General features: G+C 72.1%; 15 protein-coding genes. 13 read left to right on the top strand and 2 right to left on the bottom strand.

Features of this window, described 5'->3' with window-relative positions; translation table 11 throughout:
- The 9 genes from ABD086_RS04645 to ABD086_RS04605 form a co-directional block, all read left to right on the top strand.
- The coding region (locus tag ABD086_RS04645) for a PucR family transcriptional regulator (RefSeq protein ID WP_343906091.1) at positions 1 to 1098 on the top strand (1098 nt) is incomplete at its 5' end.
- A gap of 192 nt (positions 1099 to 1290) precedes the next feature.
- Positions 1291 to 1998 carry a hypothetical protein gene (locus tag ABD086_RS04640; RefSeq protein WP_343906089.1) on the top strand — a complete coding sequence of 236 codons (708 nt, stop codon included), beginning with the start codon at positions 1291 to 1293 and terminating at the stop codon, positions 1996 to 1998.
- A gap of 189 nt (positions 1999 to 2187) precedes the next feature.
- Entirely contained in the window at positions 2188 to 3660 is a 1473-nt protein-coding gene (locus tag ABD086_RS04635; RefSeq protein WP_343906087.1) for a uracil-xanthine permease family protein, read from the top strand.
- 22 nt (positions 3661 to 3682) lie between these two features.
- Entirely contained in the window at positions 3683 to 4519 is an 837-nt protein-coding gene (locus tag ABD086_RS04630) for an FAD binding domain-containing protein (protein ID WP_343906085.1), read from the top strand.
- Entirely contained in the window at positions 4516 to 5007 is a 492-nt protein-coding gene (locus ABD086_RS04625; protein WP_343906084.1) for a (2Fe-2S)-binding protein, read from the top strand. The genes ABD086_RS04630 and ABD086_RS04625 overlap by 4 nt, the downstream gene beginning before the upstream one ends.
- Positions 5004 to 7400 carry an aerobic carbon-monoxide dehydrogenase large subunit gene (cutA, locus tag ABD086_RS04620; protein WP_343906083.1) on the top strand — a complete coding sequence of 799 codons (2397 nt, stop codon included), beginning with the start codon at positions 5004 to 5006 and terminating at the stop codon, positions 7398 to 7400. The genes ABD086_RS04625 and cutA overlap by 4 nt, the downstream gene beginning before the upstream one ends.
- Positions 7397 to 8035, top strand: coding sequence for an SRPBCC family protein (locus ABD086_RS04615; protein ID WP_343906082.1), 639 nt, complete (start codon positions 7397 to 7399; stop codon positions 8033 to 8035). The genes cutA and ABD086_RS04615 overlap by 4 nt, the downstream gene beginning before the upstream one ends.
- 118 nt (positions 8036 to 8153) lie before the next feature.
- Positions 8154 to 9533 (top strand): amidase, encoded by a 1380-nt coding sequence (locus ABD086_RS04610; protein ID WP_343906081.1) that lies wholly within the window; start codon positions 8154 to 8156, stop codon positions 9531 to 9533.
- Positions 9534 to 10228: 695 nt separating this feature from the next.
- Positions 10229 to 11386: an HNH endonuclease signature motif containing protein gene (locus tag ABD086_RS04605; RefSeq protein ID WP_343906079.1), complete on the top strand. Its 1158-nt coding sequence runs from the start codon at positions 10229 to 10231 to the stop codon at positions 11384 to 11386.
- 8 nt (positions 11387 to 11394) lie between these two features.
- On the opposite strand, the gene ABD086_RS04600 is transcribed toward ABD086_RS04605, so the two are convergent.
- Together ABD086_RS04600 and ABD086_RS04595 are read right to left on the bottom strand one after the other, a co-directional pair.
- Positions 11395 to 11772 (bottom strand): nuclear transport factor 2 family protein, encoded by a 378-nt coding sequence (locus ABD086_RS04600; protein WP_343906077.1) that lies wholly within the window; start codon positions 11770 to 11772, stop codon positions 11395 to 11397.
- 67 nt (positions 11773 to 11839) lie between these two features.
- Positions 11840 to 12532 (bottom strand): VOC family protein, encoded by a 693-nt coding sequence (locus ABD086_RS04595; RefSeq protein ID WP_343906075.1) that lies wholly within the window; start codon positions 12530 to 12532, stop codon positions 11840 to 11842.
- 894 nt (positions 12533 to 13426) lie between these two features.
- Between ABD086_RS04595 and ABD086_RS04590 the strand changes: the two genes are divergently transcribed.
- From ABD086_RS04590 to ABD086_RS04575, 4 genes are all read left to right on the top strand, one after another.
- Entirely contained in the window at positions 13427 to 14092 is a 666-nt protein-coding gene (locus ABD086_RS04590; RefSeq protein WP_343906449.1) for a lysophospholipid acyltransferase family protein, read from the top strand.
- A gap of 95 nt (positions 14093 to 14187) precedes the next feature.
- Entirely contained in the window at positions 14188 to 15435 is a 1248-nt protein-coding gene (locus ABD086_RS04585) for an amidohydrolase family protein (RefSeq protein ID WP_343906074.1), read from the top strand.
- The gene (locus tag ABD086_RS04580; RefSeq protein ID WP_343906073.1) at positions 15432 to 17522 is read left to right on the top strand and encodes a hydantoinase/oxoprolinase family protein; all 2091 of its coding nucleotides are present in this window, start codon (positions 15432 to 15434) and stop codon (positions 17520 to 17522) included. Before ABD086_RS04585 ends, ABD086_RS04580 begins: the two co-directional genes overlap by 4 nt.
- Positions 17519 to 19444, top strand: a complete 1926-nt coding sequence (locus ABD086_RS04575; RefSeq protein ID WP_343906072.1) for a hydantoinase B/oxoprolinase family protein — start codon at positions 17519 to 17521, stop codon at positions 19442 to 19444. The genes ABD086_RS04580 and ABD086_RS04575 overlap by 4 nt, the downstream gene beginning before the upstream one ends.
- Positions 19445 to 19485: the final 41 nt, after the last annotated feature.

Here is a 19485-nt window from a genome sequence, read left to right as displayed (position 1 = left end):
CGGCGCCCGTACGTCGCGACCGTCGCCGAGCTGGCCTCGACCGACGAGGTCGCGGGCCTCGTCGCCGACGCCGACCTCGCCGACCCGAGCGGGCGGCTACGGGTCGAGCGGATGGGCGGCGACGGCCACGTCCGCGCGCTGCGGGTCGCCGCCGGCGGGGCGGACCTCGCGCGGCTCGTGTGCGTCCGGCCGGGCCGGCCGCTGCTCGACGACGACGTGCACGCGCTCGAGCGGGCCGCGGCGGTCGCCGCGCTGCTGATCACCCGCGAGGAGGCGGTCACCGCCGTCGAGAACAAGTACCAGGGCGACTTCCTGCGTGACCTGCTGCTGCGCCGCACCGCCGACCCGGCGTACGTCGCCGAGCACGCCGCGACCTTCGGCTGGGACCTGGACCGGCCGGTGGTCGTGGTCGCCGCGGAGCTGGACCCCGGCGACGAGCCCGGGACGAGCGCCCAGCGCCGCCAGTGGCAGGAGCGGTTCTCCGCGGCCTGGCGCCAGGTCACCGTCCAGCTCACCCCCGGCAGCCCCGCCGTCGACTTCTCGTCGGAGGTCGTGTGCCTGCTCCCGGTCGGGCCGGACGACGAGCAGGGCCACGACATCGTGCGCCGCGTGGTGCTGGCGGTCGCCGGCGACAAGGGCGGCGGGCGCCGGCCGTTCTCGGTGGGCGTCAGCCGGGTCGCCACGAGCCTGGAGGGGCTGCCGGAGGCCTACGCGCAGGCGCGCCGCGCCGTCGAGGTCGGCCGGCGGGTCCGCGGCGGCGGGTCGACGACGTTCTTCGACCAGCTCGGCCTGCACCGGCTGATCGCGCTCGTGCCCGACGGTCCCGAGGGGAACGGCGAGCTGCGGTCCTTCGTCCGCGACGTGCTCGGCCCGCTCGCGGAGGACACCACCGAGGCGGCCGACCTGCGCGAGACCCTCCAGGTGCTGCTGGACACGAACTTCAACGTCGCCGAGGCCGCGCGCGTGCAGTTCTTCCACTACAACACGATGCGCTACCGGGTCGCGAAGCTGGAGCGGCTGCTCGGCCCCCTCTCCGCAGACCCGCACCTGCGCCTGGACGTCGCCGTGGCCCTGCGGGTCCTGGAGATCACCGGCTGAGCTTGCAGGTTCCTGCAACCGCCGGTTCGACGCCCGCGCAGCGGGTATCCGCCGCTCATGAACCTCCTTGCACGGCACCTCGGCGCGGCCTGCGCCGTGCTCGTCCTGCTCCTGTCGTCTGTCACGATGCCGTCTGCCTCGGCGGGCGCAGCCCCCGGTTCCACCCCCGACACCGCGGCCGCACGACGGGGCATGAGCCACACGAACCCGAAGATGGTCGACGTCAGCACGCCGTACTTCGTCGGCTACGACAAGCGGCTGAAGGCCTACCACATCCGGGTCTACGGGTTCTGGCGAGCGGCCTGCGCCTCCACGAGGTTCTGCTGGCCGGCCATGGTCCCGGGGAGCGGCGGCCACATCGGCAGCAAGGACGTGGCGCGTCTGCGCTTCAGCGACTCCGTCGGCTTCCGGAAGTTCGCCATCCGCAACGGCGAGGTCTGCGGGTCGACGACGTTCCACCGGGCGAAGAGGCTACGGAGCGGCTCCTTCGACAACGCGTATGCCGCCGTGGACGACACGACCTTCGTGAGCTACGCGGAGAACTCGTCGGGCCACAGTGGGACCTGCAAGAGGGACACGATGCCGAGGGTCAAGCTGACCTGGGACGGCGTGACCACCACCTACTGGTCGGACCTGAAGGGCAAGTCGTTCCGGTACGACGTCTGGTTCAACCCGCTGCCCTCGCGGGGCCGGTGCTACGACCGGCTCTACGTGCACGGGGGCTACACCCACACGTGGGGGACCAGCAAGGACTCGTGGAGCGCCGGGGTCGGGTTCCCGTGGGGATTCAGTGTCGGCGTGGGCGGTGTCTCGGGCACCGACCAGTTCACGGTCTGGGAGAACACCGACGGCTATCCCCAGGACTCGATGCTGACGACCCCGCGGGTCTGCCACCACTGACGCGCCGGCCCGAACCGCGCAGGTGATCGGCCGAACCGTCCGGGCCACCGGTCCGGACCACCGCGGCGCGCCCACAACAGGTGCCAGCCAATCCGGCGTTCCTTCGGCATTTGTCGCCCTCGTGGGTGTGTCATGTGGGTCATTAGTTTGACGGGAACTCGGGCCCTCACACACCGAAGGGGTGCTGTCATGTCGATGTTCAAGTGGGAAGTGGTCGATCCCAAACCCGGTGAGGCCGTGGCGCCGCACCAGCGGCTGGCCTGGGGCAAGACGGTGGGCTTGGGCGCCCAGCACGTCGTGGCGATGTTCGGCGCGACGTTCGTGTTCCCGATCATCATGGGCCTCAACGCCAACCTCGCGATCATGATGAGCGGTATCGCCACGATCTGCTTCCTGCTGATCGTCGGCGGCAAGGTGCCGAGCTACCTCGGCACGTCGGCCTCGTTCGTCGGCGGGGCCACCGCGATCTACACCTACAGCGGCTCCGGCGGACCCGGCGGCCCGGCCGACGTCACCGGGGCGATCCTGGTCGCGGGCGTGGTGCTCGCGATCGTCGGTGTGATCATCCACTACCTCGGCGCCGGCGCAGTGAACGCGGTGCTGCCGCCCGTCGTCACGGGCGCGGTCGTGATGCTGATTGGCTTCAACCTCGCGCCCGTCGCCACCGCGACGTACATGCCCTCGGACCCGTGGGTCGCGATCATCACCATGACGGCCGTGATCTTGATGGCGGTCGGGCTGCGTGGCTTCATCGGCCGGATCGCGATCTTCCTGGGCCTGATCTTCGGCTACGTGGTGTCCTGGATCTTCGACGGCATCTTCGGCAAGACCTCGCTCCCGCTGCCGAGCAGCGCCGACCCGGGTCCGCACAACCGCGTCGACTGGAGCGGCGTCACGGGGGCCGACTGGTTCGGCTTCCCCAAGCACACCGCCGACGGCCTGGTGGGCAACCAGACGCTCGCGAACAACCTCGACGCGGTCGGCTGGCACACGCCTGCCTTCTCGGTCACGTTCGTCCTGCTCGTGCTGCCGGCCGTGATCGCGCTGATCGCGGAGAACGTCGGGCACGTCAAGGCCGTCTCCGAGATGACCGGCGCCGACCTGGACCCGGTGATGGGGCGCGCGGTCGCCGCAGACGGTGTCGGCACCGTGATCGCCAGCGCCGTGGGTGGCTCGCCGACCACGACGTACGCCGAGAACATCGGCGTCATGGCCGCCACTCGGGTGTACTCGACCGCCGCCTACTTCGTGGCCGCGATCGTGGCGATCCTGCTCGGCCTGATCCCGAAGTTCGGGGCGATCGTGAACGCGACGCCCCCGGCCGTGCTCGGCGGCATCACGCTCGTGCTCTACGGCATGATCGGCCTGCTCGGCGCGAAGATCTGGAAGGAGAACGGGGTCAACTTCGCCAACCCGGTCAACCTGGTCCCGATCAGCGCCGGCATCATCCTCGCGATCGGCAACGGCAGCCTGAAGTTCACCGACAACTTCATCCTGAGCGGCATCGCGCTCGGCACCCTGGTCGTCGTGCTCGGCTACCACCTGGCTCGCCTGGTGGCGCCGCGGACCGACGACGAGGGCGCGATCATCTCGGTCGGTGGCACCGGCACCAGCGTGGAGGATCACGCGGCGCCGCACCGCCACGGCGACCACAAGCACTGATCCCGACCCAGAACAGGAAACCGTGAAGCCAGCACCATTCGACTATCGCCGGCCAGGGACGCTCGCCGAAGCGGTGGCAGCCCTGGCCGGCGAGCCGAACGCCAAGGTGCTGGCGGGAGGCCAGAGCCTGGTCCCGCTGCTGTCGATGAGGCTCGCCGCACCGGCGCTGCTCGTCGACATCAACGCGATCCCGGGCCTGGACACCATCGAGGCCGCCGACGTCGGCGGCGTGTCAGGGGTGTGCGTGGGGGCGCTCGCCCGGCACGCCGCCGTCCTGGCCTCGCCCGACGTCCGCCGTGTGCAGCCGCTCGTGCCGCTCGCGCTGGCGCACGTCGCGCACGCCACGATCCGCAACCGCGGCACCACCGTCGGCTCGCTGGTCCACGCCGACGCCGCCGCAGAGATGCCGGTCGTGCTGACGCTGCTCGGTGGCTCGGTCGAGGTCGAGGGACCCGCCGGCCGCCGCACCATCCACGCCGACGACCTGTACGCCGGCCCGCTCGAGTCCACGGTCGGGCACGACGAGATCGCCGTCTCGGCGTTCTTCCCCGCGCTGCGGCCGGGTGCCGGGGTGGCGTTCGAGGAGATCGCCCGCCGGCACGGCGACTATGCACTGGTCGGCGCGGCCGCGCTGGTCGAGGGCGACCAGGTCCGGGTCGGCTACCTGTCGGTGAGCGACGTGCCCACGGTCGTCGACCTGACGGGCGTCGCCGACGACGACCTGGGGGAGGCGGCCCTCGCGCAGCTGGAGCCCCAGGACGACATCCACGCCACCGCGGCGTACCGCGCCCAGCTGGTGCGGGTGCTCACCGGCCGCGTGGTTCGATCTGCCCGGAACTTCTCGGAGGGAGCACGGTGAGCGAGCAGCTGCACGACGTCCGGCTGACGGTGAACGGGACGACCCACGAGGTCCGGGTCCCCGCGCGCCGGCTCCTGTCCGACGCGCTGCGCCACGACCTGGGGCTCACCGGCACCCACGTCGGCTGCGAGCACGGCGTGTGCGGCGCCTGCACGATCCTCGTCGACGGCGCGCCGATGCGCTCCTGCCTCATGCTCGCGGTCTCGGCGGCGGACCACGAGCTCACGACCGTCGAGGGGCTGACGAACGAGGACGGCTCGCTCGGTCCGGTGCAGCAGGCGTTCGCGGAGTGCCACGGGCTGCAGTGCGGGTTCTGCACGCCGGGCTTCCTCACCACGATCACGGCCGGGCTGCGCGACAACCCGCGCCCCACGCACGAGGAGGCGCGCGACATGATCGCCGGCAACCTGTGCCGCTGCACCGGCTACCAGAACATCGTCAAGGCGGTCGAGCGGGCGGCGGAGCTCCAGGGGGAGCTGTCCTCATGACGACCAAGCTGATGGGCCAGGCCGTCCAGCGGGTCGAGGACCAGCGGTTCCTGCGCGGGGAGGGCCGGTACGTCGACGACGTCGCGGTCGGCCCGGGCACCCTGCACGCCGCCGTCCTCCGGTCGCCGCACGCGCACGCGAAGATCCTGGACATCGACGTCACCGACGTCCTCGACGTCGAGGGCGTGCACGCGGTCTACACCTACGACGACCTCACCGGCCCGATGGCCGAGCCGCTCCCGCTGCTGATCCCGCACCCGGCGCTGACCCACGGGCGCACGCAGTACGCGCTGGCGAAGGACGAGGTCAACTACGTCGGCGAGGCCATCGCCTTCGTCGTCGCCGAGGACCGCTACGTCGCCGAGGACGCGGTCTCGCGGATCCGGGTCGACTACGAGTTCCTGCCGCCGGTGGTCGGGGTCGAGGCGGCGCGCGCCGCCGAGCACCTCGTGCACCCGGACGTGCCCGGCAACGTCGGCGCCCGGCTGGAGCAGAACGTCGGGGACGCGCCCGCCGCGATCGCGAAGGCGCCGCACCGGCTCGAGCTCGACCTCACGGTCGAGCGCAGCGCGTGCATGCCGATGGAGGGCCGCGGCACCGTCGCGCGCTGGGACCCCGACGTCAACCGGCTCCAGGTGTGGACGTCCACGCAGAGCTCGACCGGCGTCCGCGCCGCGATCGCGGTGAAGATGGGCCTCGACCTCGGGCAGGTCGACGTGATCACGCCCGACGTCGGCGGCGGCTTCGGCGTGAAGATCAACCACCCGTGGCCGGAGGAGCTGCTGGTGCCGATGGCGGCCCGCGTCCTCGGCCGCACGGTGAAGTTCACCGAGGACCGGCGCGAGCACTTCATCTCCTCCGCCCACGAGCGCGGCCAGGTCCAGCACATCGAGGTCGGGTTCGACGACGACGGCCGGCTGCTCGGGCTGGATGTCGAGTTCTGGCACGACCACGGCGCGTTCACGCCGTACGGCCTGATCGTCCCGATCATCACCTCCACCCAGCTGCTCGGGCCGTACAAGCCGCAGAGCTACCGGGTCGTGTTCGAGTCGCTCTACACCAACACCGTGATGGTCACGCCGTACCGCGGCGCCGGGCGGCCGCAGGGCTGCTACGCGATGGAGCGGACCATGGACGCGATCGCGGCGTACCTCGGCAAGGACCGCGCCGACGTGCGGGCCGTCAACTTCATCCAGCCCGACGAGTTCCCCTACGACCAGGGGCTGATCTTCCAGGACGGCCGCGAGCTGGAGTACGACTCCGGCGACTACCCGGCCTCGCTGGAGAAGATCAAGGCGCTGATCGGGTGGGACGAGTTCCCGGCGTACCAGCGGGAGATGGCGGCGCAGGGCCGGAAGGTCGGCATCGGCCTGGCCTGCTACGTCGAGGGCACCGGCGTCGGCCCGTACGAGGGCGCGCACGTGCACGTCGAGACCTCCGGCAAGGTCAAGGTCGCGACCGGCCTCACCACCCAGGGCCAGGGCCACGCCACGGTGTTCGCGCAGCTGGTCGCCGACGAGCTCGGCGTGAAGTTCGAGGACGTCGAGGTCGTCACCGGCGACACCCGCCGGATGCCGTACGCCGTCGGCACCTTCGCGTCCCGTGCCGCGGTGATGAGCGGCTCGGCCATCCACCTGGCGGCCAAGCGGACCAAGGAGAAGGTGCTCAAGATCGCGGCCGAGGCCCTGGAGGCCGACGAGAACGACCTCCAGATCGTCGACGGCGTGGTCTCGGTCAAGGGGTCGCCGGGCACCTCGATCGACCTCGGCACCGTCTCGGTGCTCTCGAACCCGCTGCGGTACGCCTTCGACGAGGCGTCGAAGGCCGCCACCCAGTTCTCGGTCGGCGACCCGGGCAAGCCGCCGGTGGCCGAGGACGAGGAGCCGGGCCTGGAGGGCAAGGACTTCTACTCGCCCGAGCGGGCGACGTTCGCCTCGGGCATGCACGCCGTGATCGTCGAGACCGACCCGGACACCGCGGAGATCACGATCCTGAAGTACGCCGTCGTCCACGACTGCGGCCACCTGATCAACCCGATGATCGTCGAGGGCCAGATCCACGGCGGCGTCGCCCAGGGCGTCGGGGGAGCGCTCTACGAGCGGATGGCGTACGACGAGTCCGGGCAGCTGCTCAACGCGTCGTTCATGGACTTCCTGATGCCCTACGTCACCGAGATCCCCGACGGCATCGCGATCGACCACCTCGAGACGCCGTCCCCGCTGAACCCGCTCGGCATCAAGGGCGCCGGCGAGGCGGGCGTGATCCCGTCCGCCGCGGTCTTCGCCGCCGCGATCGAGGACGCCGAGGGCATCCCGGTCCGGGCGATGCCGATCTCGCCGTCCGAGCTCTTCCACCTTCGCGAATCCCAGCGCAGCCAGGAGCACTCCTCATGAAGATCAGCGGCACCAACGTCGTCGAGCAGCCCGTCGAGAAGGTCTGGGAGGCCCTGCTCGACCCTCGGGTGCTGGTCGCCACGATCCCCGGCTGCGAGCGGCTGGTCGCGACCGGCGGCCCCGGTGACCACGCCTACGACATGACCGTCACCGCCGGCGTCGCGGCGATCAAGGGCACCTACCAGGGCCAGTGCACGCTGTCGGACCTCCGGCAGCACGAGGGCCTGACCATGCGCCTCTCCGGCGCCGGCGCGCCCGGCACCATCGACGCCACCGTCCAGGTCTCGTTCGGCCGGCCCGCCCCCGGGGCCACCGAGATCTCGTACGAGGCGGACGCGATCGTCGGCGGCATGGTCGGCGGCGTCGGCCAGCGGATGCTGACCAGCGTGTCGAAGCGGATGGCCGGCGAGTTCTTCGGCAACGTCGGCCAGGCGATCGCCGGCGGGCCCGCCGCGGCGGTGGTCGAGGCTGCCGAGGCCCCCGCAGGCGTCGAGGCGGCTCCCGGTGTCTTCACCGCGCCCGCGAGGCCGGCCGCGGTGTCCGCGCCCGGCGACTTCCTCAAGGGCGTCGCGGTCGGTGCCGGCCTGGTCGTGCTCGGCGTCGTCGTCGGCGGGCTCTTCGGCCGCCGCCGATGACGGGGTGGGTGCCGGGCGGCGGCGGTTTCCCCGGTGGGCCGGGGAAACCTGATGTTCTGGGCCGAAATTTCACCCCAGAACATCAGGGATTGCCCCACCAGTCCGCCCGGGAGCCGCGGTGAGCGTCACGGTCGAGGCGACCGCCCGCGAGCAGGCGGACGCCGTACGCCGCCGCGAGATCTCGGCGCGTGAGCTGCTGGACCTGCACCTGGACCGGATCGCCGAGCGCAACCCGGAGCTCAACGCGATCGTCTCCCTCGACCCCGACCGGGCGCGGGAGGGGGCGCTGGCCGCCGACGAGGCGCTGGCGTCGGGCGCCGAGGTCGGGCCGCTGCACGGCCTGCCGTTCGCGTTCAAGGACACGCACGCGGTCGCGGGCTGGCGGACGACGTACGGCTCACCGCTCTACCGCGACCACGTCCCGGACCGCGACGAGCTGCTGGTCGAGCGGGTGCGGCGCGCCGGCGTGGTCGTGATCGGCAAGACCAACGTGCCGGAGTTCGCCGCCGGCTCGCACACGTTCAACACGGTCTTCGGCACCACGCTGAACCCCGTCGACCCGAGCCGGTCGGCCGGCGGCTCCTCGGGCGGCGCCGCGTGCGCGCTGGCGGCCGGGATGGTGCCGCTCGCGGACGGCTCCGACATGGGCGGCTCGCTGCGCAACCCGGCGTCCTTCTGCGGCGTCGTGGGGCTGCGGCCGTCGCTCGGGCGGGTGCCGGAGTGGCCGCTGTACAACCAGTGGGAGACGACCTCGGTCGGCGGGCCGATGGCGCGCAACGTCGGGGACCTCGCGCTGCTGCTGTCCGTGCTGGCGGGACCCGACCCGCGCGCGCCGCTGGCCCTCGGGGACCCGGGCTCGGCCTTCGCGCCCCCGGTCGCGGGGTCGCTCGCCGGACTGCGGGTCGCGCTGTCGGTCGACCTGGGCGGGGCGTTCGAGGTGGACGAGGAGGTCGCGGCGATCGTCGCGTCGTCCGCGTCCGTCTTCGGCACGGTCGTCCCGGCCCACCCGGATCTCTCCGAGGCCGACGACACGTTCCGCACGCTGCGCGCCTGGCACTTCCAGGCGAAGTTCGGCTCGCTCCTGGCCGAGCACCCGGACGCCTTCAAGCAGTCGCTCGCCGACAACATCCGCGCGGGGGAGTCGCTCACCGGCGCCGACGTCGCCCGCGCCTACCACCAGCGGACCCTGCTCGCCGAGCGGATGCGCGAGTTCTTCGAGACGTACGACGTGCTGGTGCTGCCGGTCTCGCAGGTGCCGCCGTTCCCGGCCGACCAGGAGTTCCCGACCTCGATCAACGGTAAGCCGATGGCGTCGTACCTGGACTGGATGCGCGCGGCGTACTTCATCACCGTCACCGGCTGCCCGGCGATCTCGGTCCCCTTCGGTACGACGAGCGAGGGGCTGCCGGTCGGCATCCAGATCGTCGCCGCCCACGGCCGCGACCGGTTCCTGCTCGAGGTCGCCGCGGCGTTCGAGGCGGCGGTGCTCGCAGGCTGACTGCCGGCCGCTTGCAGGCGGCTCGGGTTGCGACCGACATGGCAGCGACGGGAACGGCGGGTGGTCGCTGTCGGCGCCCGGCTCTCTGGCGATATCGGTGGTTGAGGTGCGAGCGAAGCGAGCCTCGAAACCACCGAGGCCCCCGTTGGTCGAGCCCGTCGAGACCCCCCAACCGTGCAGGCTGCGTCGGGTTGCGACCGACATGGCAGCGACGGGACGGCGGGCGGGTGGTCGCTGTCGGCGCCCGGCACACGGGCGCGTCCGTTGGATCGCCGTTGGTCGAGCCTGTCGAGACCCCGGAACCGTGCAGGCGGCCTGGGGTTGCGACCGACATGGCAGCGACGGGGACGGCGGGGCGGGTGATCACGGCCGGCGCCCGGCTCACCGGACGTACCCGGTGGTTGAGGTGCGAGCGAAGCGAGCCTCGAAGCCACCGAGGTCCCCGTTGGTCGAGCTTGTCGAGACCCCGGAACCTTCCAGGCGGCCTGGGGTTGCGACCGACAAGGCAGCGACGGGAACGGCGGGCGGGTGGTCACTGTCGGCGCCCGGCTCACGGCCGCATCGATCCGCACGCTGGCCTGTGGACGGAAAGTGGCCCCGAAACTTTACCTACGAAATTCCCAGAACCCTGTGAAACAAGGGTTCTGAGCCCCATCACTGTCGGTGGTCGATGCTTGGGTAGAGGTATGACAGCGATGGCGACCCCTCGACACCGAGTCTCGGTGGCGGTCGCCCACGCCCACGCGGAGCTGGACACCGTCACCGACGCCTCGGTGTGGTCCATGACCCCTGAGGAGACCCGGGCCACCCTGGTCGAGATCACCCGCCTCAAAGCCCGGGCCGCCGAGTTCGAGGCCCGGGTCGCCGAGCACGCCGACGACCAGACCCTCGACACCTGGGCACACCAGACCAGGCAGCGCCGCCCCGCAGCACTCCGGGCGGTCAAGCTCGGCCAGGCCCTAGTCACCCGGTCACACGTGCGCGCGGCACTCGCGGCCGGTGACCTGGTGGTGGAGCAGGCCCAGGTCATCGTCGAAGCGCTCGCGGCGCTGCCCGGCGACCTGGACCCCGGCCTGGTGGACAAGGCCGAACGGCACCTGGTCGCCGAAGCCCGCAATCATGACGCCCGGGTGCTGCGGCTGTTGGGCAAGCGGCTGCTCGAGGTGGTCGCCCCGGACCTGGTCGACGCCTACGAGGCCGAGCAGCTCGCCAAGGAGGAGGCCGACGCCCTGGTCGCCGCGAAGTTCAAGATGCGCGACGACGGGCACGGCAAGTGCCACGGCACGTTCACGATCCCGTCCTTCCACGGCGCCGCGCTGACCAAGATGCTGATGGCCTTCACCAACCCCAAGCACCGCACCGCCACCGAGGGCGCCGGCGCCCCGCGCCGGCCCGGACCCCAGGCCCTGGGCCGGGCCCTGTGCGAGCTCATCGAACGCATCGGCGACAAGGACCTACCCAGCACCGGCGGCGTCGGTGCCACGGTCGTGGTCACCATCCCCCTCGAGGTCCTCGAAGAACGCCTGCAGCAGGCCTGCCTCCTCGACACCGGCGGCAAGATCTCTCCGGCCCTGGCCCGCCGGCTGGCCTGCGAGGCCGGCCTGCTCCCCGTCGTCCTCGGCGGCAGATCCCAGATCCTCGACCTCGGCCGCAAACGCCGCTTCCACACCCGCGCCCAGCGGATCGCGATCGCCCTCCGCGACCAGCACTGCACCGAACCCGGCTGCGACTGGCCACCCGCCATGTGCCACACCCACCACGACCAGCCCTGGGCCCACGGTGGACCCACCGACACCGAACACGCCCGCCTGCTCTGCCCCCGACACCACGCCCGCTACCACCGACGAACGTAGGCCGACCGTCAGTCGCTCCGCATGGAGCCGTGGAAGTGCTGGATCCGCCAGTCCTGGCCGTCCGGGACCGCGACGATGGTGAGCCGGAACGGGTCCCTGCTCGCGTCCTCGGCGTCGCGCCACTCGATCTCGCCCTCGGCGGCGAAGCCGAGCACGTCCGGGGTCGACAGGAACACGTCGTACCGCTCCAGGTGCCAGTGCAGGAGGCCGATAGTGGCGACGCCCTCGAGGTACCGCCGCACCGCGGAGTCACCCGCGCTGTAGCCCGCCGACCCGACGAGCACCGCCCCGGGGGCGAAGCGCGCGGCCATCGCGTCGGGGTCGTGAGCGTCGACGGCGTCCTGGAGCCCGGCGACGATGCTCCGCGCGGTCTGGTCGGGAGTCATGCGGTCGATGATCGCACCACCGCCGGCTGTTCGGGCGTCGTGCCACGTCTGCCGGTCGGCGGGCCGGTCACGCCCGGTGACCGACCCGGAAGTGGTTGCCGTCCGGGTCGGCGAGGGTCTCCTGGTCGAGCCGCGTCGCGCCCAGCGCGACCAGCCGGTCGACCTCGTCGCGCAGGTCACCGGCCGTGGCCAGCTCGAACCACTGGCGGTCCGGGCCGAGCCGCGGGGCCACCGGCGGGCCGCTCCAGGTGATCTTCGTGCCGCCCCGCGGCGACTGGATCGCGGTCTCCTCGTCCTGGTCCCAGTCCAGGGGCCAACCCAACGCCTCGCTCCAGAAGTGGCCGACCTGACGGGTGCCCTCGCAGTTGATCGCGCCGATCCGCCCGCACCCGGCGAGGAACCGGTTGTCCGCCTCGATCACGCACAGCTCGTTGCCCTCGGGGTCGGCGAGCGGGACGTGCCGCTCGCCCGGGCCGAGGTCGAAGTCGAGGTGCCGGGCGCCGAGCTCGAGCGCCCGGGCGACGGTCCGCCGCTGGTCCCCGTCGGAGGAGCTGGTCAGGTCGAGGTGGATCCGGTTCGGGCCGGGCTTGGGCTCCCGGCTCGCGACGAACCCGAGCCGGTAGCCGGCGCCGCCGGGCGGCACCAGCGCGGCGCAGGCGCCGTCCACGGCCACGTCCCAGCCGAGCAGCACCGACCAGAACCGGGCGAGGCCGGCGGGATCGTGCGCGTCGAGGCAGAGTGCGACGAGCTCGGAGGTCACCCGCGGGACGCTAGATCCGCCGCCGCCCACGACGCAACGCGATTGCTCATCCACAGGCAACGGTGGAAAACCTGTGGGCAATAGTCCGATCGGCTGTGGACGACCGGGGTCGATCCTGTGCGGAACCGACGAGTTCCTGTGGGACCGGAAGTTTGTCCGCACCAGCCCTTGCGCACCCGAAGCGCTCGGGCATAGAACTTCTCCCACGCACTCCGGCAACGGAGAGCGGGACAGCTCGGAGACGAGGGTCCGAACGACGCGAGGCGGCTTGCCGGCTCGTGGCGCAGCGGCTGGGTGACGAGGTCGCTGGGACCGGAGGAGAAGAGTTGTCGACCGGAAGCGTCACCGGTACCGGTCACCCGAAGGGCCCTTGCGACTCATACTCGCAAGGGCCCTTCTCTGTTGTGTGCACCAGGGGTGTACCCAGGACGGGCGCGCGGCATCGGCGGCAGCGGGTGCGGGCGCTCACGCCGGCCCCCGGACACCCTTCGGCTGTGGGAATTCGAGCACTTTCTGTGGACAACGGGGTGTCGGTCTGTGGAGCACCCGGTGACTTTCGGTGGAACCAGGAGAATGTTCGCCGAAGCCCTTGCGCTGTTCGTCGCGGAGGGCATAGAACTTCTCCCACGCACTCCGGCAACGGAGAGCGGGACAGCTCGGAGACGAGGGTCCAGACGGAGGACCGCCGGCTTGCCGGTGGACCACCGCGGCGGCTGGGTGACGAGGCCGCCGGGACCGGAGGAGACGAGCTGTCGACCGGGAGCGTCACCAGTACCGGTCAACCGAAGGGCCCTTGGAACTCATACTTTCGAGGGCCCTTCACCTATTTCCGGCCCGTCCCGCGGGCAGCGAATCGGCAGACCGGCCGGTAACCGCGACACTGGGACCGTGGTGATGTACACGGTCCTGCACGCGGTCGTCCCGCCGCTCGCCAAGGTGGTCTGGCGACCGACGGTGACCGGCCTCGAGAACGTGCCGCGCACCGGCGCGGTGATCCTGGCCAGCAACCACCTCAGCTTCGCGGACTCGCTGGTGATCCCGATCGTCGCGCCGCGCAAGGTGCACTTCCTCGCCAAGTCCGACTACTTCCGGGGCGGGGGCGTCAAGGGCACGCTGCAGAAGGCGTGGTTCGAGGGGATGGGCATGCTGCCGGTCGACCGCGACGACCCCAAGGCCGCGCTCGGGAGCCTGGACACCGCGCTCGAGGTGCTCGGCCGCGGCGAGGCGTTCGGGCTCTACCCGGAGGGCACCCGGTCCCGCGACGGCCGGCTGTACCGCGGCCGCACCGGGGTCGCGCACCTCGCGCTCACGGCCGGCGTCCCCGTCGTACCCGTCGGCATCACCGGCACCGAGCGGCTCCAGCCCGTCGGCGCGAGGCTGCCGCGGATCGTGCCGATCACCGTGCGGTTCGGTGCGCCGATCGAGGTCGCCGGCCGGTACGACGGCGTCCCGCCCGGCAAGGCGCGCCGGCTGGTCACCGACGAGATCATGACGGCCATCCAGGCGCTGTCCGGGCAGGAGGAGGCGGGCGTCTACAACGACCGCGCGCCCGACGCCTGACGGGTCCAGGCCCTGGCAGAGATTGCCGGAGAACGGCCCGCCCGTCGGCAACCTCTGCCGTGGCCGCGCGGGAGCGGCGCCGGTTGAATCGACGCGTGCCCTCCCACCAGCTCGTCGTCGCGGACGCGGCGCTGCGCGGTCGTGACGGCCGCTGGCAGATCGGCATCGACGGCGGCCGGGTCACGGCCGTCACCCAGGACCCGCTGACCGGCGCCGACGAGCTCGACGCGGCCGGCGGACTGGTCACCGAGAGCTTCGTCAACGGGCACCTGCACCTGGACAAGGTGCACACGCTCGACCGGATCGGAGACGCGGCGCTGACGGCGTACACCGCCGGCGACATGGGCTCCGCGCTGCACTCCATCGAGCTCGCGAGCGCCGTGAAGGCGGGGTACGACCGCGCCTGGATCGAGCCCAACGCCCGGCACGCGGTGCTCCAGGCGATCGGGTACGGCGTGCGCCACGTGCTCGCCTTCGCCGACGTCGACACCCAGGCGCGGCTGGAGGGCGTCATCCCGCTGCTGGCGCTCCGCGACGAGTTCCGGGGCGTGGTCGACCTGCAGGTCGTGGCGTTCCCGCAGGACGGGCTGCTGCGCGACCCGGGCGCCGAGGACCTGGTGCGCGAGGCCGTCGAGCTCGGCGCCGACGTCGTCGGCGGCATCCCGTGGATCGAGCACACCGACGCCGAGGCCCGTGAGCACGTGCGCCGGATGTGCGCGCTCGCGGCGGCGCACGGCCGCCGGGTCGCGATGCTGGTCGACGACGCCGGCGACGCGACCCTGCACACCACCGAGATGCTCGCGAGCGCGATGCTCGAGCACGGCCTCGAGGGTCGGGGCGTCGCCAACCACGCCCGCGCGGTCGGCCTCTACGCGCGTCCCGGCCTGGAGCGCCTCGTCGGCCTGGTCAAGCGCGCCGGGCTCGGCTTCGTCAGCGACCCGCACACCGGCCCGCTGCACCTGCCGGTGCGTGAGCTGACGGCGATGGGCGTGCCGGTGGCCCTCGGCCAGGACGACATCGAGGACGCCTACTACCCCTTCGGCCGCCACAACATGGCCGAGATCGCGTTCCTCGCCGCGCACGCCCTCGAGGCGGTCGACGGCGCCGGCATCGAGCTCGTCTACGACGCCGTCACGACGACGGCCGCGGACGTCCTCGGCGTGGGCGGCCACCGGCTCGCCGAGGGCGGCAACGCCGACCTCGTCGTCCACTGCCACGCCACCCTCCGCGACGTCCTCGCCCACCACGACGCGCCGGCGTACGTCGTCGCGTCCGGCAGGCTGGTCGCGAGCTCCACCCAGTCCACGACGTTCCACCTGCCCCACCTGGAAGGGACCCCATGACCCGGCGCATCCGGATCGGCATCGACACCGGCGGGACGTTCACCGACGTCGTCGCGTTCGACGAGGACTCAGGCGAGCTCGTCACGACCAAGACCCCCTCGACGCCGAGCAACCCGGCCGACGGCTTCCTCGCCGGCATCGACAAGGTCCTCGGCCTGCTCGGCGCGACCGGCGCCGACATCGACGCGGTCAGCCACGGCACGACCGTCGCGACCAACCAGCTCCTCGAGGGCAAGGTCGACCGGCTCGGGTTCATCACCAACACCGGCTACGAGGCGATGCTCGAGATCGCGCGCCAGTCGGTGCCGGACGGCTACGGCAACAGCTACTTCTGGGTGAAGCCGGACCGCATCGTCCCGCGGGACCTCGTCAAGGGCGTCGAGGGCCGCCTCGACGTGAACGGCGAGGAGGTGCGCCCCTTCGACGAGGACGGCGCCCGCGCGGTCGCCCGCTGGTTCAAGGCGCAGGGCATCGGCACCCTCGGCGTCTGCTTCCTGCACGCCTACGCCAACCCGGTGCACGAGGAGCGGATGCGCGCGATCCTCACCGAGGAGCACCCCGACGCGGTCGTGTCGCTGTCCAGCGAGGTGCTGCGCGAGTACCGCGAGTACGAGCGCGCGATGACGACCCTCGTCGACGCGGCGGTCAAGCCGCGGCTCTCGGCGTACGTCAACAACATCAAGAGCCGCCTGACTGGCCAATATTCGGGGAGCGACGACCGCGTCATCCCCATTCCGTTCTACGTGATGAAGTCCAACGGCGGCGTGCTGTCGGCCGACGAGGTCGTGCACCAGCCCATCACCACCGTGCTCTCCGGGCCGGCCGCGGGCGCGCTCGGTGCCGCGCTGATCGCGAAGGTCGCCGGCTTCGACAGGGTCCTCACCTCCGACGGCGGTGGTACGTCGACCGACGTGTCCGTGGTGATCGACGGCGAGCCGACGCTGACGACCGAGGGCTCGGTGGGCGCGTTCCCGTCGAAGATCCCGATGATCGACGTGGTCACCGTCGGCGCCGGCGGCGGCTCGATCGCGTGGCTGAGCCCCGAGGGCACGCTCAAGGTCGGTCCGCAGTCGGCGGGCGCCGACCCCGGCCCGCTCTGCTACGCCAAGGGCGGCACCGAGGTCACCATCACCGACGCGCACGTCTTCCTCGGCCGGATCCCGCCGCACCTGCTCGGCGGCGAGATCCCGCTCGACGTCGACGCGGCGCGCGACGGCATCGAGCAGCTCGCCTCCAAGCTCGGGCTCAGCCCGGAGGCGTGCGCCACCGGGGTCCTGGAGATCTCCGCGTGGAACCAGGCCAACGCGCTGCGCCAGGTCACGGTCAAGCGCGGCCTCGACGTCCGCGACTTCACGCTCACCACCTTCGGCGGCTCGGGCTCGCTGCTGCTGTGCCGGCTGATGGACGTGCTCGGCATCCCCACCGTGCTGGTGGCGCCGAACCCGGGCAACGTCTCGGCGTTCGGCCTGCTGACCGTGGACGTCAAGAACGACTACGTCCGCACCCACGTCACCCTCGCCGACCACCTCGACCCGAGCGCGGTCGCCGGGATCTACGACGAGCTCACCGCCCAGGCCGCGCAGGCCCTGGCCAAGGAGGGCTTCGACCCGGACGAGCACCAGTTCGTCCGCACCGCCGACCTGCGCTACTTCGGGCAGGCGTTCGAGGTGCGGGTCCCGGTCGCTCCCGGCGAGCTGGACCCGGCGGCGGTCGCCGACGCCTTCCACGCCGAGCACCGGGCGCTGTACGGCTACGACTTCTCCGGCGACGCCAGCCAGCAGGTCGAGTGGGTGAACCTCCGGGTCTCCGGCATCGGCCCGATCCGCCGCCCCGAGATCCAGCGGCACCCGGTGGTCGAGCCGGTCGCCGTACCGGCCGAGAAGGGCCGGCGTCCCGTCTGCTTCGACGCCGCCGAGGGGTACGTCGACACGCCCGTGCTGTGGCGCCCCGACCTCGCGCCGGGCACCGTCGTCGACGGCCCGGCGATCCTGGAGGAGTTCGGCTCGACCGTGCCCCTGCACCCGGGCTTCACCGCCCGCATCGACGAGTACCTGAACATCATCGTGACCCGGAAGGCCGACCAGTGACCGTCACCGACAGCCGCAGGGCGCCCACGCAGTTCCCCTTCGGCCACCTGACCGCGGACGCAGGAGCGAGCGCCGACCCGGTGCTCGTCGAGATCGTCCAGGGCTCGCTGGCCTCGGTCGAGATGGAGGTCGAGACCGCGATCGGCCGGACCAGCCGCAGCCCGATGATCCGCGACGCGCACGACTTCCGGGCGGGCATCCACGACCGCCTGCTCCGCAAGCTCACGGGCCGCTCGTACTCCGCGCTCGTGCACCCGGTCGCCCGGGACTTCCCGATCGAGGAGATGCGCGAGGGCGACGTCTTCTTCCACAACGACGTCTACCAGTCCGAGGGCGGCATCGGGCACCTGCCCGACCTGTGCGTGACGGTCCCCGTCTTCAGCGGTGGCCAGGTCGTCGCGTTCGTGCAGGCGTTCGGCCACCACGACGACATCGGCGGCGCGGTGCCCGGCTCGATGCCGAGCAACGCCACCAGCGTCTTCGAGGAGGGGCTGATGGTCCCGCCGATCCGGCTCTGGGACGCGGGTGTCCCCAACCGGGCGGCGCTGTCGATCATGACCCGCAACTCCCGGATGCCGGAGTCGCTCGCGGCCGACCTGGACGCCGAGTGCTCGGCCTGCCTGATGGGGGCGCGCCGGCTCGGCGAACTGTTCGACCGGTACGGCGTGGAGACCGTCGAGTCCTGCTTCGACGCGATCATCAGCCGCACCACCGAGACCTACCGCCGCGAGATCCTCGGCAAGATCCCGGTGGGCACCTGGGTCTGGGAGGACTACGCCGAGCACGACGGGGTCGACGAGCCGATGCTGCACACGCAGCGGATCACGCTCACCCGCACCCCGGCCGACGACCCCGACGGCGAGCGGCTGGTCCTCGACTTCGGCGGCACCTCGCCGCAGGCGAAGGGCCCGATCAACCACTGCGGCGACTACAGCGACGGCGTCTTCCTCAAGAAGTGGCTGGCGCCGATCCTGCGCAACCTCGCCGACACCCCCGAGCGGATGGCCGAGCTCGACGTCAACGAGGGCATCGTGCCGCTGATCGAGATGCGGTTCCCGCCGCCGGGCACGCTGCTCACCCCGGTCTTCCCGGCCCCCACCAACGCCCGCACGTTCGTGATCCTGCGGCTGCTCGGCGTCCTCGCCGGCGTGGTCGCCAAGGCCGTCGACGGCCGGATGCCCGCCGATCAGGAGACGATCCGCTACACCGGCGTGTACGGCGAGGACCTCGAGGGCCGTCCGTACCTCATGCGCGAGGTGCTGGGCGGCGGCTCCGGCGGCCGCTACTACGCCGACGGCGAGGACACCATCCACGTCGTCCCCGACTCCCGGAACCTGCCGAGCGAGTTCACCGAGGCGCGCTTCCCCTTCCGGGTCGAGTCGCTGTCGCTGGCGATCGACAGCGGGGGAGCGGGCAGGTTCCGCGGCGGCCTCGGCTACGAGAAGCACATCCGGATGCTCAAGGACGGCCACTTCATGTCGATCGCCGACCGGTCGATCCTGGCCTGCTGGGGCGTCAAGGGCGGCCTGGCCGGCAAGCCGTTCCAGGTCACCATCGACCCGGGCGGGCCGAACGAGCGCGAGGTCGACGCCCTCGCCGACGCCGAGCCGGTCACCGCCGGCGAGGTGATCCGCATCCGCACCACGGGCGGCGGCGGCTGGGGCGACCCGCTCGACCGCGACCCCGCCCTCGTCGTCCGCGACGTCGTGTGGCGCAAGGTCTCCCCGGAGGCCGCGCTCGCCGACTACGGGGTGGTGCTCACCGGCTCCCTCGACGACGACACGCTCGGGTACGACGAGGCCGCGACCGCCGCCGAGCGAGCCGGCCGGCCGGCGCCGAGCGAGGCGTTCTTCGACCGCGGGCCGGGCTACGCCGAGCTGGCCGCCGGTGCGGCGTACGCCGAGGTCGACCTGGTCGGCTGACCTGCGGGCGGCGGGACCTTCGCCTCTGGCTCGATACCCCC

It is taken from the genome of Nocardioides aquiterrae (assembly GCF_039526625.1).
GTDB classification, from domain to species: Bacteria; Actinomycetota; Actinomycetes; order Propionibacteriales; family Nocardioidaceae; genus Nocardioides; species Nocardioides aquiterrae.
Note: the sequence above shows the minus strand (reverse complement) of the source record. Positions and strands in the feature narration are given on the sequence as shown.